Genomic DNA, 17,661 nt, shown 5'->3' on the forward strand with positions numbered 1-17,661 from the left:
TTGGGGACTTTCATGATCATTTCGCCAGCCTCTACCCGGTCATAAGTCAGTAAACCGAAATAGTATAATAAAGAAACAAAATTGCCCGGATCAGCCAGATTCTCTGCGGGAAAACTGGTTTTGATAACATTCCCGTTCACCTCATTCGTGTCTATCAGTTTTGTTATCACCGAACTGCCTTCCTCCTGCATCTTGTCGATACGGATAAAATGACGCAACTTGCTGTAGTCCGTTCGGATGTTGCGATCCAGCATATCCGAAGGAGGACGTTTTTTCTGCAGATAATTATTCAGAAAATAAAGAACCATATCCGAGTTATACATCGTCTGACCAATACATTCTTTGGCAAAACAATAATTATCATACCAGGGTTTCATGACCCAGACAAGATCATCAATAGAGTCAACCAGCATTCCTTCCGATTGATAATAAGATAACATATCAAATAATTCCGATTCGCTGAAACCTACCATCGAATTAAATAGCTCATCAGTCGTTATATTCGTTCCGATATTGAACCCACTCGTCACATCATCCAATGTAACAGGCGACACACCAGTAATGAACAAACGCTTTATAGGAGCTTCTGCTCCGGTAGTTACACCTTTTATCACATTAAAAAAGGAGCGGTAAAAACCTGTATCGTGAGTTAAAGAATGATATATATCGTTTCCTTTGGAAGACAGTATCGTATTGGTAAAATTATCGTATTCATCAATCAACAAATAGATGGAAAGTTTTTGCTCTTTGGCACAGAGACAAATATATTCCAGACGTCCGGCTGCATCCGGTATCGACCGTAGCTGCTCCTGAAAATCCGGTTTAAAATAAGAGGCATATACACTGGCAAAATAATTTGTTTCCAGACCGATATGCTGATTGAATGCCGCTTCCAGCTTTTCATCCGTAGCTCTTACCATACTAAAATTAAAGTGCAAAACCAAATATTTCCCCCGTTCCTCGGTCGGATGCTTACCGATATACAGACTACCGAACAATTCTTCAAAACGATCGGCATATTTCACATCATAATAACAGGTAAGCATACTCAGGAATAAAGACTTTCCAAAGCGACGCGGACGGATTAGAAACAGGAAAGCTGCAGTCTTTTCCAAATCGTCAATATATCGTGTCTTATCAACATAATAATAATCTTCCGTAAGAATACGGACATAATCTGTCAATCCGTAAGGTATTTTCTTTGCCATATCTTTCTTCTGCTTTAGAAATTCATCACTAAATCTTTCCTGACCATTACTTGTCATTATTGGCTACTATTACACAAAGATAAATAATTAAACCGTATGTACTGTCTAATTTTAAATTCTTAATTTCAATTCTCAGGGTTCCCCCAGAAAACGTCTCATCTGTTCGGTTTGCAACGGGGTGAACTTGCGTTGTCCTTTTATCCAGCCGGTTTCTTCCAGGGCTGCAAAGAGTTTGGGGTTGTAGTTGATCCATCGTCTCAGGGCATTGGCGGCTGAAGCGGGTTGTAGCGTCGGATTATATAATATGGCAAGTTCCGTAAAGCCGTAAGTTCTTATCTCAAAATTCTTTTCTTCGGGTGAATTGTTTGTGTTCATAACTGATATTATTTTGTTGGTTTTATGTTTTAAATTTACAAAATAATTATCATATAAGCAGCATATTATCCCATTAAAATCAACGATATTTCATCATATTTCTCCCTATCCGATCCTATTCTATCATATCCCATTTTGCCCCTACCCGCCTGCCGTATCTTTGAATTGTTATCGATAACCAACAATTATTCATTATTAGTTATTCATTATTAATTATCAAAGCTATGTCATTAAATTTTCATGTAGTAAAACGTCCCGATATGAGCAAAGATGCCGAAAAGGGAGATCAATTGTATTATGGACAGATCCGTTCGTTGAAAAAAGTCAGTTTTCAAAAGCTTTGCGACATGATCGCCATGCGAAGCACTGCTTTTATCGGTGATGTCATGCTGGTAGTCGAAGGCCTTCTGTCTGTCATGCAGGAGCGTCTGGAAGAAGGCGATATCATCCAGATGGGCCGCCTTGGTAATTTCCGTATGGTAGCCGGCAGCAAAGGAGCTGCCACTGTCGATGATTTCGACACCTCTCTTTTCAAGAATGGACGTATCGTGTATGTTCCGGGAACCATGTTGAACGATATTCGCAAGAGTGCTACGTATGAAGAAATCAAACCGTTATCATCCGAAAAGTCGTCCCCTTCCACTCCGGACGATGACAGACCGGTGATCGAATAGTCATCCATCTTATGAATAAAAAAGAGTTTATCCAACAGTTTCTTCCGGCGGCCCAGGCTGCCGGAGAACATTTCACACTGAACCCAGTCGTTATCCTGGCTCAGGCAGCTGTTGAAAGCGGCTGGGGTGAAAGCGATCTCTGCAAAGTTTATCACAATTACTTCGGTATTACCGGATATGGCAAATCCAATATTTATTGGAATGGTAATAAAACAGAGCCGGGGGTAAAGTCGCATCTTCAGTTCCGTATTTATACGATGCCGCAGCAGAGTTTCTTTGATTTCGCCCGGTTGATCACTACGGCTTACCCGTTTGCAGCCGCTATGAGTTATCATCCTGAAGCGTATGCCAAAGAGATTTCATACAGCCACTATATCAGTGAAGTGAACGGCGACAACCGGGCTGACTATCAACAGATGCTCGAGTCGATCAGTCAATACATCAAACAAACACTCTAAAACGATTTATCATGAAATATCTTGAAGCAATACTCGGTTTTCTGGCAACCATTACCCGGATGTTTTTTCGGAACAAAAGAGAACATAAACCTAAGCGTCCTGTTGTTGTCAATCCTGACACTGCAAGCGATCCGTCAGATGAATACGGAAGTGTCGCTGGCCGCTATCGGGGCGATACTGTCGCTTCACCGCCGGACTCCTTCTCCCCCCAAAACCTGATGGGATGGATGTTGATCGTTTGCGCGGTAAGCGGGTATCTGATGAAACTTCTGGCATAGAAATTTAAGCGGGGAAGGTATGTAGATAAAACATATCTTCCTCGTTTTTATCGCTGTTCATATTTTATTCAGTTCCTTAACGTCCACAATCTTACGGCATACGGCCAACGATTCGGAACGATGGGAAATAACCAGCAGGGTCAGTCCCGGACATTCTTCCGAGAGCCGGACTATCGCATCATTGATAGCCTGTTCCGTCGTTTCATCCAGAGAAGAAGTCGCTTCGTCGAACATCAGTATTTCTGCCTGCTTATACAACGCACGTGCAATACCGAGCCGTTGACGCTGACCACCTGATAGCAGGCAACCTCCCTCGCCGACCGGGGTGTCAAGTCCTTGGGGCAGTGTCTTGATGAAAGTATCCAACGAAGCCAGACGAATTGCTTCCCCAACTCTTACCTTGTCGACTTTCGTATCGTTCAATCCCATTGTTATATTATCCAGCAACGTACCTTCAATCATAAATAATTGTTGGGAAACATAGCCTATCTTACTTCTCCATGATTCGAGGCGGTCTGCCGACAAAAGAACCCCATCCACATAAATACCTCCGGCATCGGGTTGAAGAAAACCCAGCAACAGATGGAATAAGGTAGACTTTCCGGAACCCGATTCTCCGCGAAATCCGATAAAATCGCCTTTATGAATATCCAGAGATATATCTTTCAATACCTGCTGCTCTTTATCATACGAAAAAGACAAAGAACGGATAGAAAGAACTTTCTGAAAATCCAGTGGCTGTTGTTCCAATACATGAATCTCTTTTTGCCCTTCCTCCAGATCATCCAACAATCTGGTAGCAAATGAATTTCCTTTCATTTGAAAGATAAATCCGGTACTACGAATCAAACCGGGAAGTACCCGGTAAACGGCGATCGCAAACAGACCGATTATCAAGCCCAGAGAAGGCAGTTCGAAAAACCGGCTGGCCAGGATCAGTACAACCAATGAACAAACAATAGCAACCTCCAACGCTTTCTGCAAAGATCCGTTCAATAATAAACGCCGCACATTGATCCGATTCTGCCTGATCATTAACTCCTGAAAGCTATTAAAACTTTTAGGAAAAGAATGACTCATTTCCATATCTGCATAGCCGACAAAAGTCTGCTGCAATAATTTTCCTTTTAAAGGATTTAACTGGAAAATCATATTTCCGTAAACCTCCATACGGAACCGTGAAAAACGATAGTACGCCAGAGTAATCGGGACAAAGGTCAACAAAACCAACAGGAATACATAAACATTAAACAATATCAAACCAGCCAGAATAGACAACATTACCACACATTCACTGATCAGTTGGGCATACGAAACCAAATATCCCTGGATCAGATTATCGGATATACCGTTTACTTTATTGATCAGCTTTAAGCTATTATGTTGTTTAATATATAAAAAACCTTTCCGGTAATAATAGTTATACAAATGCAAGGACAAATAACTGGAAATCGTAAACAAACGCTTGTTTTGCAGATATAACAACCCTGTGCAAACAATTACCCGGACAATAGTAAACAACAGAATAAAAATGCAGATAAAAGACACGAATGATGAAAAATTACTGAACTCTCCCCATCTATACACCGTGGATAAATATTCATTCTTTTCGATCGCATTTTCGTCGAGCACCAGTAGCAAAATGGGAAGCAATACCCCTGTGCCCAGCAGATCGAACATGGATATCAAAAAGACAGTCGCCCCTGTCGTCCAGATACGCAATTTATATATCCGGGGTAACAGTTTATATAAACGGGTTATAACCGATGGTATTACAGGTATCATACAGATAAAAGTTTGTTGTTATTTGTTTGTTGTAGAATTTGTTCGCATTCGGATAAACTAAGCCATAATAAAAAACAGAGATAAGAGCCGGAAGCAGTGATATATCCTTCGATAAACATGTGTACTGAAAACAGAATCATCATAGAACTTAATAATCCTCCGTTCAATCCGGTATCCAACTCTTTATAAAGTATATATATACCATAGGTAAAGGGCAATAAAAACGAAAGAAACCCATATATTCCCATTGATGACAGGAGAAAAAGCCAACTCGTTCCCGGCTCTATCGTACCGGACTGCCGGTTTATCGTATGTTCACTCTGAATATAATCCAGGTTATAACTGGAAAACCCCACACCGAACAAAGGGAAAGCAGTAAATTCGTCCATCCGGTCCTGCCAGATCCTTTCACGACTGGCAACTGTTCCACCATTCTTTCTGCTCGACTCTGTTTTCTGCCGGAGCCGTTCCGTATAAGGCCACCAGATAGCCGAGGTGGATACTGCCAAAAGAAGAATAAACAAACCTGTTTGAAGCAATTTTCCCATCTGATACCTGTATAAACGGATATAGAAGAAAGCAAAACCGGCAACTGTAGCCGCTAAAGCTCCGCGTGAACCACTTAACAGTAAAATCAGAAAACAGATACATAAACAGGCAGATTCTTTATAACGTTCCTGTCGTTTTTCAGTCAAATAAAACCGATAGAGACTATACAATGTACAAATACCGGCCAAGGGGGATAATACCATAGAATGGACAGTCAATCCACAAAAACCCGAAGCATTTGTAACCAAGCCCGGTCTTATAAACTTCAATAGAAATGAAATCAAAACGACCCAGCGAAGAACCAGTAGCGTACGGATAAACAGGAGACGACGCATGCGAATTAACCGGTCATTTACAAAAAAAGGTCCCACCATAAAAACCAAACTCAAAAAAGCAAAAGTACGGGAGGGAACCCTAAATAAAGCCGGTATATCATTCAACCAAATAGAGATAAAAATGGCCGAAATAAAAAAAAGATATTTCTTATTAGCAATTACCCCACCCCGAAACAGTAACCAACTGAAACAAACTAAATAAATACCATAATAAATTACTTCCGGTAAAATCAGAAAGAGATTGACACATTTGGTTAATGAAGCCAGAAAAACAATCCAGAAAAGTATCTTTTCCATATTTATTTTAAAACACTCAACAAAGTATCCGCTACTTTTTCCGGAGTAATCTGCATTCCCAACTTCCGGCTGTTTCTGCCCATTTGCAACCAGTCAACTTCCGGTTGCGTGAGTAACTTTTCTATCGAACAACGAATAGAATGAATGTTTCCGGGAAGAAACAGATAGCCGTTTTCTCCCTCTCTGACAAATGAAGCAATGGCTCCACAACAATTGGAAGCCAATATCGGTAAACCGGCACAGGCAGCTTCATGAATGACCAATGCCCAGGGTTCAAATACCGAAGGCAGAATAAATGCGCCGGAATGTTCCATTACCTCTAACAAGCCCTGTTGATCCATAAAATCCAATATCTCTACATCCGGATACCCGGTTAGTTTTTCTCTCTCCGGCCCATTCCCTACCAGGGTTAACTGCCAGCCTTTACGATCAGGGACAGACTGCCAGGCTTGCAATAAACCGACTAACCCTTTCTCCGGTGAAAAGCGACCGACATACAATAATCTTTTCGGATATTCCTTTTCCCGACTATTTATATCTATCTGACTGAACAAATCGACGTCGGCCGATAAATTATGCATCAATATCCGATCAGGACAAAACCCTAATTTATTGGCATACTTCACCTGCCATTCTCCGGCTACAAAAATGTGACTGAACCATCTGCGTTGACGAAAACCGGCTGTAAACACATTCAACCATTGTTTACCTCCACGCCATTGCGTATCACTACTGGCAACCACCGGAAGATGTAGCTTTCTACGGATCATACCGGCCACCTTATTATATAAAGGATCGATCCAACCTGCCGTCCAAACCAGATCCGGGCTTATATCTGTTACCAAACGGAATAAATGATTCGAGTCTTTAAAAACAGAACGATTATAGTAAGTAACTCCTACTAATGAAGGCGGAAGGTAAGGTGTCTTCTTATTCGTATCCTGCAATACGACATGTACACAACACCCTTTTTTTACCAGTTCTTTTATAACGACTACGTTATAAGGCATTAGTTCCGCATATAATATAAGAATTGTAAAATGTTTCATTTATTTAGAATATGGCTGATACGGCGATACAAACGATATCCAAACGGCGATCGTTCCAACTGTTTATACAAATACTCCAGATGAAACCGACTCAACCATTTATAAACACGGCTCATTTCTGTTTTATCCCGCCAGCTTCCATTGCGCCAATGGCGGGCATAAGCACCTTTTTCTTCAAGACCTTCTCCATAGACAAAGGTCGGATAAGGGTATAAACATATTCCATCATTTAATTCCTGTCTTTCATTTTTATATACAAAACCATAAGGTATTGCAACTTCAGCCATAACAACAGGACATTCTTTACGGAAAACGATCCCATCATGATCTACATAACTGATATTCCGATAATAATCCAAACAAGCTTTTATATAAGGATGTCCTTTTACAGCCCCTATAATAGCAGCTTCAATAGCAATACCAAAAGACCTGTTGGAAGAAAAAGTATCTATCAAATGCCCTTTGTCATCTATTAGATGAAGTCCATTTTTAAGAAAAAGACTCTCTTCATATTCTACACAAGAAAACATTTCATGTTTTAAAAAACTATCAAAACGCTGATATGCTTCCACATCTGAATCAAAATATATACCACCTTCTTGCCACAGAATATAAAAACGCATATAATCAGTTAAAAAAGCCCAGCTTTTATGTTCATACGCCTGTTTTAAAAAAGGAACACTCAAATCCAAGGAAGAAGCATCCCAACATTTAATACGATAATCAGGCATCAGGCGTTCCCAGCTTTTTATACATTCACGCATAAGAACAGGTTTAGATTCTCCACTAAACCAACAATAATGAATTACACGTGGTATCATTGATAAATGTCCCATAATTATATCTTTAAATTTTTAGTTTCCACTTACGATAATATCGATACATCCCTTCCAAATGATAACGTAGATAAAATAACACGGAATACATCAGATCTATCTGCCAGGATGCACCATGCTTCGATAAGCTATAAAAAGCTTTTTTTACCCAGTCATGAGGTTGTATAACAGGAACCAGACCCTGAAATGTACAGTTTTGATAAATAGACTGTTCTATCAGTTCCAACCGTTCTCTGCGACTTAGTCCGGCATTTTTTTTATAGAGGCTTTGAACATATCCGTAGTAGGCTCCCCACCAGCCCTCCTGTAAATAATCTTTTATCCATTCGGGAGTCATTTGAAGATGAGTAAAAAAACGATGATAGATTTTACACTTATCATTGTAAGCGTTCAACATATCAGCTTTATAAGACGCCACTATAGATCCGTTATCATAACGCATATAGTGGTACGGTGTATCAGGCAAAACACCTATAGATGAAACCTTCATAAAGATTTCCATATTGAAAGATTCATCCTCATAAGGTGGCTCGACAGTAAAAGACAAGTTATTTGCCTGAAGAAAAGAAACACGATATAATTTGTTCCAGGCATAATTGAACAGGCATAACTCTTTCAACTTGAAATAGAGATTTTTTATTTCCTCTTGTTTATCAGCTTCGAGATAAGTTTCTGTTCGCTGGTAGTAAAACCGGTTCTCACAAGGATACTCCACACGGACTCCGGTAATAACCAGATCCAACGAATTCGATATCATCGTTATGTACATGGAGTTCAGCATTTCTTTGTCAATCCAATCGTCTGCATCGATAAATGATACAAAATCTCCTTTCACCACAGACAACCCCGCATTACGGGCGACACTCAAATGTCCGTTTCTCTGATGAATAACCCGCACACGTTTATCTTTTACTGCATATTCATTGGCTATACGCCCGCTCCCATCTGTCGAGCCGTCATCTACAATAATGATCTCCAGCTCCTGCAATGTCTGGTTACAAATGCTATCCAAACAAGCCGGAAGATATTTTTCCGCATTATAAACCGGAACTATTACTGATACCAGAGGCTTTTGTTCCATTTTAATATTGTTTATCATCAGACTACGATTTTTTTTGAGAATAGCGTATCCTTAAATTCAATGATTTACTCAATCCTATACCCAAAAGCAAATCGACTACCAGCAATACATTAATATTACAGACGTCTACTAACCAATTATTCACGATCAATAAGCCGATCGTAAATACTAACACCAGTTCCGTTGCCTGAAGATGAGTCATACCCGCTGCCAGGCATTTGTGGTGTAAATGGTTACGGTCAGCCAGAAAAATAGGTTTATGCTGTATGGCACGTACAATCATCACCCGGCAGGCATCGAACATCGGGATAAACAATAAAGTAAAGGGGATGACCAGATTCTTTATGTCGGGCTCTGTTTCTGAGATATATAGGGGAAACTTTATTATTAAAAATGATAATAAAAAACCCAACGATAAAGAACCGGCATCCCCCATAAACATTTTTGTTCCTTTGGAAGCACGTCCCCAGATATTGAAATAAAGGAAAGGGATCAGGCATCCTGCCGCCGAAAAAGCCAGCATCGAATACAACCATAATCCTTTCTGAAAAAACATCCAACCAATTACCACAAAAGAAAAAGTACTCCCTCCGGCAGCCAATCCGTCTATGCCATCTATCAGGTTTACTGCATTTGTGATAAACACAATCAGTAGAATGGTCAACGGAATACCAACATAAACCGGTAGTTCGTATAACCCGAATAAACCGGATAAATTAGTCAGATAAAAACCGGATATAGGAAGTAGAGACGCTACAAGAAACTGGGTAAGAAATTTTTTACGGTAACGCACACCGATCAGGTCGTCCTCGACGCCTACCATAAATAAGAAAAGACAGCCTGCCGACAAGAACAAAAACTCCAATAAGATATTTCCTGTCAATTGTTCATTGAGGGGGAAACCAATCAAATAACGATAGCCTACCACCAGCGACATCGATAAGACAATAGAAGGGAAAAAAGCAATACCTCCTAAACGAGGTACTTTCTCGTTATGACTTTTCCGGCTATTAGGGATATCATACAACTGTTTTCGTTTGGATATCTTCATTATCTGTGGCAAAAAGACAAAAGAAAAGACAAATGACAAAACCAGGCAAAGAAATATGGAGATTTTACCTTTCAAAGGCTCACCGTAAATAATACCCATAATAGCTAATAATGAAGCTGTTAACATGTGTTTATTGTTTGAGGATTGATATAACAAAAGTGGTCAGTCCCATTCCTTTGGGCGACATACTAGTGTTTTATATTCTTGACCCTTATTTATGGAATAAGGGTCATCGAAGATAAACAGCTATATATCAGAAATATGAGTTCATTTTTTCTCTGAAAAAGTTGGATAAGATCAATTATATCCATATACAATACAGGATAGGAAGAAAAAAGAATATGTTATTGGGAATAAAGAAGAGGCTGGATCTCTTATAAAAAGATAGTAGCGTTTATTTAGTAAAATAGTATTATAAAGGCCCCCTATTCTTTAAACAAACGTCAACAAATTGACTTTTGAATATTATTTAATTCTGCTAAGTTCAGTTAATGGATTTATAGCGGCTGACTTTGATTTATACAAACAGTTCATTTTTAGCAACTTTCACTTCATTTTTACATAAATCAGATTACCTTTATCTTAATTTTATATTTTTTTAAGACACAAAAATTCTTCCGGCTAAAGCTTTATCAATATTAAATTTTTACTTTTGCGCTGTCTTAGATAATCAAGCAGTCTGGTAGTATAGGGAAAATATTTTATGATTTAAGCTCTACCAAATTATCTCCGATGACCCTTATTCCATAAATAAGCGTCAATTCTTGGTTGCACTCCTGCATATCCATTTTTCTACAAACCCTGTGATTTTCATATTTACCCGATCAATAACTGATTGATCCAGATTACTCAGATAAAATTGGGTTGTTTTTTCAGATGTATGCCCCAATGCCTGCCCGATAACCGTTACCGATATGGAATGCTCTTTTGCACACATTGCCCAGGAATGGCGGGCGACATACGAAGTTAGTTTAACAGGACAATGTATCTTTTCACCGATCTTTTCCAAACGACGGTTGTAGGTTCGTAAAGCAACCTTATATGTATCATAAGAAACATCTTTCGCCTGTAACACAGGAAATAATAGATCGGAGTTCTTATCGGCATACTTTTCAAGTAGTCGACGCATGCCGGGAGTGATCGTAACACGGATCTCAGTCTTTGTCTTTACACGGTGATAAATGATTATATTACCATGTATATTACTGCGGGTCAGATGAGCCAGATCCACAAAAGGCATACCGCAAGCCATAAAACTGAACAGAAACAGGTCGCGGGCAAAATCAAGACGTTTATTATCCTTAAGATTCAGTTGTGTCATATCCTTAATCACATCCATTCCTACCGAACGTTTAAAGGTAGGAACAGGACGAAGATGTAGTTTTTGAAAAGGATTTATTTTCGGGGTGATCAGATTTTCAGACACAGCACTATTGTAGACCGACCGAAAGATACTGATATAATTGGTCACTGAATTACGGCTCAAATTCAATGATTGGAGATATGATACAAAGTCATTGACCAACTGCGTGTCTATCCGCTTTATATTCAACTTTCCCTGACCGAGAAATAACTTCAACTGGTTGTGGGTTGCCCTATACAGACCTGCCGTTCCGTTTTTACCAGATATATATTTGTTCCTTTCCAAACAATACATATAGCTCAATAAATACATATGAGTTGCTTTCTTTTTTCTTTCTTCTTCTAACATAAATCTCTATTTTTAATTAGCAAATATGAAACAAATATAGGAGATATTTAGTTTCTTGTTTTTCGAAAGCTGTTGAAACACAAAAAAAAGAGGATACCTCACGGCATCCTCTTCCCTAACGCAACGAATGAATTATTAATACTTATACTTAACTCTTCTTACTTCTTGCAATCGCAAGTGGAATAAGCTACTAACATCCAAACTAATTTTTCCTGTTCTTTCAGATAATCGCTCATCAGAGCTACCGTAGCTTCATCGCCGGCTTCAGATGCAAGAGAAAGGAGTTTACGCTCTTCTGCGATAAACTGTCCGTAAGTGTTCAGAATATTTTCCAGCGCTTCATCACCACAGGAAATGCCTGATACTTCTTTTACTCTTGCAACTTTCAGATATTCGCTGAAGTTATTTACCGGTACGCCACCCAACATCAGAATGCGTTCTGCCAACTCGTCTACCTTTTCGGCTGCATTGTCATAGAGTTCTTCAAATTTACTGTGAAGAACAAAGAAACCGTGCCCTTTAATATTCCAATGGAATCCACGAAGGTTTGTATAGAATACCTGATAGTCGGCCAATAACTGCTGTAATGCTTCTACTACTTTGTTTGCTGCTGATGCATCTAAATGTAAATAATCTAATGTTTTCATAATTCTTAATTTTTATATGTAATACGTTTTTGTTTTTCTTGTACTGCAAAGATACAACAAACGCAACTATCTGTCAAACAGACATTTTCTATCCATAAATAGATTTTATCTATCAATCTTTCGGCAGGGAGATAGAAAGACTTTATTTATATATGGATAATCTCAAAACTTCAATAAAAAAGAAAAGCCTATTTTGATTTTAAATAAAAATTAAATAATACAAGAAATTCCAAAAGTTTCATTATTCAAAAGCAAACAAACATCATTTTATACAGCCCTTGAAGTTTCGCATCTGTCATATTTATATACATATCAATCACTTATGTTTACATTACGACCACACCGTATTTATCAAACAATAATATTCATAATCTGCGTTAATCTTCATTTTAACATTTGCGCACAAAAAAAGTTCGATTTACATTTGAGATAAATTACTATACCACTAATATTTTTAACATGATACGAAAGAACTTTATTTTATTACTGCTACTTCATCTGGCAGGGGGACTTTTTGCACAATTATCGATTACCCCCACTATCTCTCCTTCAATACCTGAGGGAAGTAACATCAATTTAGGGAACCACTTTAATGCCACCGGAGGAACACCTACTAAATGGACTTTAGACGGTAAAGAAATTACTCCAGGAAGTGTTACCCTATCTTACAAAGATGACGGGAAATTATTACAATGTTCAGATGGAACAAATTTCAGTGATCCGGTTCCTATTAAAATAGTAGGACGACCACTTGTTACCAGCTTAACAGGCATGCCGACTACGGCTGTAAAAGTTGGTCAGCAAATTAACCTGACCGTAGAGTTTAAAGCAAACGGTTCTACAGGTCACACTTATAAATGGTACATAGGGAACGAAGAGATAACGGGTCAAACAACAAAAACACTCAGCTATACGGTAAAAAACACAGATCATGGAAAAACTATCAAAGTAGCCGTGAAAGCAACCGAATTTACGGATGCAGTAGAAACTTCTGTTGGCATAACGTTCGACGGAACAATGGTTACAGATCCAAATCCGGTACTCCCGGCTGGTGAGAAAACGGATAATACGATATTTCCTGTGACAGTCGGAGAAACGTTTACAGACCCTGTAGTAGAATACGACGGACCAACTAATGGAGGGGCTAACTTTTTTATAACACAAGATGCTATAAATTATAACGATGGACAGTCTCATACAGTTAATTATAAAGGGAAAAGTTATGTGTGTACGGTTAAAGTCATTGAACCGACTCCTTATACTTATCTTAGTTCAACAATAACTTCCGCTTCACGCGTCACCGGTTCATTTATCGGAGATAATAATACACTATTCTTTGACTCCGGCATATATGTACCTAAGGAAACTGCCGGCCAGGCAGCTTTCTATAAAGACGGCTTAAAAATGATCGGTACCGGAAGTAAAGATAATCCTACTATCATCGGACCTAATTATGGAATATGGACAGGCTCAAGCTATGAAGGGCACGTTGTATATCGTGTTTTCAACAATATGGTTATTGAAAATATCGTATATGACGGAGGAAATATAAAATTTTACGGTCAAGTATCGAGCGGAGGATCCAATCAAAAAAACAATTATTATTTTATAACTATCGGATCTGCTCCTAATGTTATTTTAAGAGATATAACCTTTAGAAATATCGGAAACTCCAGCACTACGAATGTTCGTTCCGTACTTAATTTTGTAGAAGGAACAGTTGACAGAGATCCTGACAGAAAAAGATATTATATAAACATTCTTTTTGAAAGTGGAAAAACCAGTAGTACTTATGCCCCTATCAATATTAATTCTACTGACGGACATTATTTCAAAGATATTGTTTTCGGAGAAAATTTCACTTGCACAGGAGCCGACTATATTTCAATTACCGGACAAAATAATCATGTTGTAAAGGAGCCGGGATGTAGAAACATCGTTTTTGATGGAAAGCTTACAATGCCTGCAGGGAAAAGAATTCGTATCTGGAGATATACGAGTCGGGGTATTTCATTTCCCAAAGAGTATAAATATCTTGAATTAAAAACGACTTCTACCGGATACAGCAGTCTTTTGGATTATACTTATGATATGTATGTTCATAAAGACATAACCTCCCCTTCCACCAGTAAAGCTTATCTGGATATATCCAACAGCTCATACATTGCATTCAATTCGTTAAATGCATCGACATTCAATGCACTTAATACTTTACACACCAGCGCATCGAGTCCTGTAAGTGCAATATGTACATTGCCTGAACCCAAGCTGGTTAAATTAGTCAGCAATAACAGTAATGCTGTCGGAAACTTTACGATTCCGTCTTACTTCGGAAAAAAGCAAACCAATATAGTTGCCGTAAATGCATTAGCTGATCCATTGACACAGGTTAATGAAACCAGCCTGATACCTTTCAGTGGTACAGCAATCGGTTTCCCTTCTACCGATCCGGAAATGATCAAGTTGCATAATATTGACTTTTCAGAAGAATATTCGATCTATAATGCTATTAAAGATGGAGACAATAGTGTGGCAAACTCCCGTTACGGTAGTTTCTACAACTGTAAATTCATAGCTCCCGCTACTGGTGACCCGCTTACGATAGAAGGTAATATTCTGGCAAGTATCGCGGACGGAAGTCTATGCTCCGGCGATCCGGCAACATTGCCGTTCACGCTTACAATGAATGATGTAGCCAGTAAAAGCTGGACAGCCAGTTATCACATTAAAAACAGTACTGCAACCAAAACTTATTCAGGTACAGGTACGGCCGACATAACTGTAGATCCGGCTCCTATCACTGCTACTCAATATGTTTTATCGAAAGTAGCGATCGCACCGGATCAGGAAGCTTTTATCACAAAAGATAGTGTTGCCACATTGACACCTGTAACAGTCGATGCAGGTACTATCAGTGGAAGCAATACGGTCGGAGAAGGTGCAAATGTAACACTGACCACTTCCGGTTCGGATGGCAGATGGGAAAGTGCAGATCCAACCATTGCAACCGTTAATGAAACGACGGGGATAGTTACCGGAGTGAAACCCGGTAAGACAACAATCTATTACTATGTCGAAAAGGATGGCTGTGAGGGTGCTGCTGAATTTGCAATAACTGTTACAACGATGAACAGACTTCAATGGTCGGTATCTACAACAACCAATGAAGGAAGCAGTTTCAGCGACGTGGAAAATAATTCGACAACAACAGTAATGGTCGGAACACCGGTATTCGTACAGATCAGACCGATCAATGTAGATGACATCGACTACGACCATTGGGCTATCGAATACCGTGCTACTCCTATCGATTATTTATATCCGATGGAAGGGGCTATCAAAAAAACAGTACGCTACGACTTTAATAAAGGAGAAGCACATACATTGAAAGGTAGTTACTATTATAATGTTACCAAATTGATCCTTTATAAAGGTAATACCGAAGTTACAAGCTATTCTTATATGAATGCAACTTGTACGCATACGATTATTATCCAGGATGAACCGGTAATAAAAAAACCTGCGCTGCAATGGTCTGTTTCCACCGTAACTCATGAGTTACCTTATTTCAAAGATGTGGACGATCAGACTACAATATCCGTAAATTACGGAACGCCCGTTTTTGTACAGATTCGTCCGGTCGGATATGACGGTATCACTTTTGAACGTTGGGATGTCGAATACTCGGTAACTCCGGTGGAGCATTATTACGGAATGAATCCGATTATCAAGACAGAGCGTCATAGCTTCAACAACAAAGAAGCCCATACAGAAAAGGGAACTTATATTTATACAGTAACCAAACTGACATTATATGACCTGTATGGTAACCAGATAATTGAAACATACGATTATAATGATTCTCCGTACAAACATACAATCGTGATCGGTGACGGTGAAGGCCCAGGTCCGGGACCAGGCGGATCGTTACAATGGTCGGTATCTACCGCCTCCAATAAGCTTGAAGACTTCCGGGATGTAGACAATCTGACTACAACCGCTGTTATCAAGGGTACACCGGTATATGTACAGATCCGTCCGGTCGGTTTCAACAATGTGACTTACGATAGTTGGGAAATTGAATACACTGCTACTCCTGTCGGTTATCACTATCCGCTGGAAGAAGCGGTTCCAAAAACAGTTCGTTATACTTTCAACAAGGGTGAAGCACATACCTTAGTCGGAACCTATGTTTATACGGTAAACAAACTGACACTCTACAACGGTGAAAGTATCGCAACAGAACAATATTATACCGAACCGGCATATATCCACACGATCATTATCCGCGACGGAGGACTGATCGGTCTGGGTGAAATCGCTCCTTACTGTAGTGTAGAAGGTGAATTCAGAATACCTGTTCAATTGCTCGACCCCGACAATATCCTCGAATACTCTGTCCGCTTCTCCAATGAAGCCCTCAATGCCGGCTTCAAGGATACGGAATACAGAGACGTAACTCCGAATTACCTTACAGTTCCTGTTAGTAGCATCATTGCAAAAGGTATCTATACAGGAAACGTGTATGTACGTAAAAAGAGCGATCCGGGTCTGGTAGAACTTCATCCGTTTGAGATAGAAGTAATGCAGACAACTATGATCACCCGCCAGCCTCAATCGGTAAATGTCTGTGATGGCGACGCCTTCACATTGTCGGTCGAAGCTATCGGTATAAACCTGAGCTACCAGTGGTTCTTCAACGAAGAGGCTATACCGGGCGCGACTTCCGACAGCTACACGGCAGCACTGACTCCGGACAAGGAAGGGATTTATTATGTAGACGTATACGGTGATTGCGGAATGGAAAGCAGCCGCACGGTAACGGTTAGTAAAAACGGTCTGCGTATCCTGGTGAAATGGAACGAATTCCTCTACATTACCAATCCAGATAACGAATTCGTACGCTTCCAGTGGTATAAGGATGGACAAAAGATCGACAAGAACGGTACTTCTATCTATTATTCCGTACCGGAAGGATTACTGGGTACTTACTTCATACAGGCGTATCGTGCCGATGATACTTACGTGGTGAGCTGTCCGATCACATTCGAGACACTGACGCAGTTCCAGAGTACCCGCGTTTATCCGACGATGGTCAACAAGAACACCCCGATCACGATCCGGACAGGAGCACCGAATGAAACCCCTGAATCGGCAGTCGTAGAAGTGTACAACCTGAACGGACAGATCGTGAACAGACTGGAGATGAAGACATGGGAAACGACCCTGCCTACTGATATGGCTTCAGGAAGCTATATCGTCAAGGTAACAACGGAATCCGGAAGAACAACAACTCACAAAATTATTATCAAATAAAAGAACCTGAA

At 39.6% G+C, this 17,661-nt stretch carries 14 protein-coding genes; 4 read left to right on the top strand and 10 right to left on the bottom strand.

Annotation, left to right across the window (positions count from 1 at the left end; translation table 11 throughout):
- Positions 1 to 1,208, bottom strand: a 1,208-nt coding sequence (locus QZ076_RS06130; protein WP_293711251.1) for an AAA family ATPase, incomplete at its 3' end; no start/stop codon positions are given.
- A gap of 132 nt (positions 1,209 to 1,340) precedes the next feature.
- Positions 1,341 to 1,583, bottom strand: coding sequence for a DUF4248 domain-containing protein (locus QZ076_RS06135; protein WP_293711253.1), 243 nt, complete (start codon positions 1,581 to 1,583; stop codon positions 1,341 to 1,343).
- A gap of 224 nt (positions 1,584 to 1,807) precedes the next feature.
- Here QZ076_RS06135 and QZ076_RS06140 point away from each other — a divergent pair, with 224 nt between their 5' ends.
- The 3 genes from QZ076_RS06140 to QZ076_RS06150 are packed head-to-tail and all read left to right on the top strand — an operon-like array spanning position 1,808 to position 2,993.
- Positions 1,808 to 2,257, top strand: a complete 450-nt coding sequence (locus tag QZ076_RS06140) for an HU family DNA-binding protein (RefSeq protein ID WP_293711254.1) — start codon at positions 1,808 to 1,810, stop codon at positions 2,255 to 2,257.
- An 11-nt stretch (positions 2,258 to 2,268) separates the two neighbouring features.
- Positions 2,269 to 2,715, top strand: a complete 447-nt coding sequence (locus QZ076_RS06145) for a glucosaminidase domain-containing protein (protein ID WP_293711256.1) — start codon at positions 2,269 to 2,271, stop codon at positions 2,713 to 2,715.
- A gap of 11 nt (positions 2,716 to 2,726) precedes the next feature.
- Positions 2,727 to 2,993 (top strand): hypothetical protein, encoded by a 267-nt coding sequence (locus QZ076_RS06150; RefSeq protein WP_293711258.1) that lies wholly within the window; start codon positions 2,727 to 2,729, stop codon positions 2,991 to 2,993.
- Positions 2,994 to 3,050: 57 nt separating this feature from the next.
- On the opposite strand, the gene QZ076_RS06155 is transcribed toward QZ076_RS06150, so the two are convergent.
- From QZ076_RS06155 to QZ076_RS06190, 8 genes are all read right to left on the bottom strand, one after another.
- Entirely contained in the window at positions 3,051 to 4,778 is a 1,728-nt protein-coding gene (locus tag QZ076_RS06155) for an ABC transporter ATP-binding protein (RefSeq protein ID WP_293711260.1), read from the bottom strand.
- On the bottom strand, positions 4,775 to 5,959 hold the full coding sequence (locus tag QZ076_RS06160) for an O-antigen ligase family protein (RefSeq protein ID WP_293711262.1): 1,185 nt from the start codon (positions 5,957 to 5,959) through the stop codon (positions 4,775 to 4,777). Before QZ076_RS06160 ends, QZ076_RS06155 begins: the two co-directional genes overlap by 4 nt.
- Positions 5,960 to 5,961: 2 nt before the next feature.
- Positions 5,962 to 7,008 carry a glycosyltransferase family 4 protein gene (locus QZ076_RS06165; protein WP_293711263.1) on the bottom strand — a complete coding sequence of 349 codons (1,047 nt, stop codon included), beginning with the start codon at positions 7,006 to 7,008 and terminating at the stop codon, positions 5,962 to 5,964.
- Complete coding sequence (locus QZ076_RS06170; RefSeq protein ID WP_293711279.1) at positions 7,005 to 7,844, bottom strand: glycosyltransferase; 840 nt, start codon at positions 7,842 to 7,844, stop codon at positions 7,005 to 7,007. Before QZ076_RS06170 ends, QZ076_RS06165 begins: the two co-directional genes overlap by 4 nt.
- Positions 7,845 to 7,854: 10 nt before the next feature.
- On the bottom strand, positions 7,855 to 8,925 hold the full coding sequence (locus QZ076_RS06175) for a glycosyltransferase family 2 protein (protein WP_293711281.1): 1,071 nt from the start codon (positions 8,923 to 8,925) through the stop codon (positions 7,855 to 7,857).
- Positions 8,926 to 8,947: 22 nt separating this feature from the next.
- Positions 8,948 to 10,102 (bottom strand): MraY family glycosyltransferase, encoded by a 1,155-nt coding sequence (locus QZ076_RS06180; protein ID WP_293711283.1) that lies wholly within the window; start codon positions 10,100 to 10,102, stop codon positions 8,948 to 8,950.
- 631 nt (positions 10,103 to 10,733) lie between these two features.
- Positions 10,734 to 11,687, bottom strand: coding sequence for a site-specific integrase (locus QZ076_RS06185; protein WP_293711285.1), 954 nt, complete (start codon positions 11,685 to 11,687; stop codon positions 10,734 to 10,736).
- Between the two features lie 158 nt (positions 11,688 to 11,845).
- On the bottom strand, positions 11,846 to 12,334 hold the full coding sequence (locus QZ076_RS06190) for a Dps family protein (RefSeq protein WP_293711288.1): 489 nt from the start codon (positions 12,332 to 12,334) through the stop codon (positions 11,846 to 11,848).
- 459 nt (positions 12,335 to 12,793) lie between these two features.
- Between QZ076_RS06190 and QZ076_RS06195 the strand changes: the two genes are divergently transcribed.
- Positions 12,794 to 17,650: a T9SS type A sorting domain-containing protein gene (locus tag QZ076_RS06195; protein WP_293711290.1), complete on the top strand. Its 4,857-nt coding sequence runs from the start codon at positions 12,794 to 12,796 to the stop codon at positions 17,648 to 17,650.
- Positions 17,651 to 17,661 lie beyond the last annotated feature (11 nt).

The sequence above is a fragment of the uncultured Parabacteroides sp. genome, assembly GCF_905196875.1.
Classification (GTDB): Bacteria; Bacteroidota; Bacteroidia; order Bacteroidales; family Tannerellaceae; genus Parabacteroides.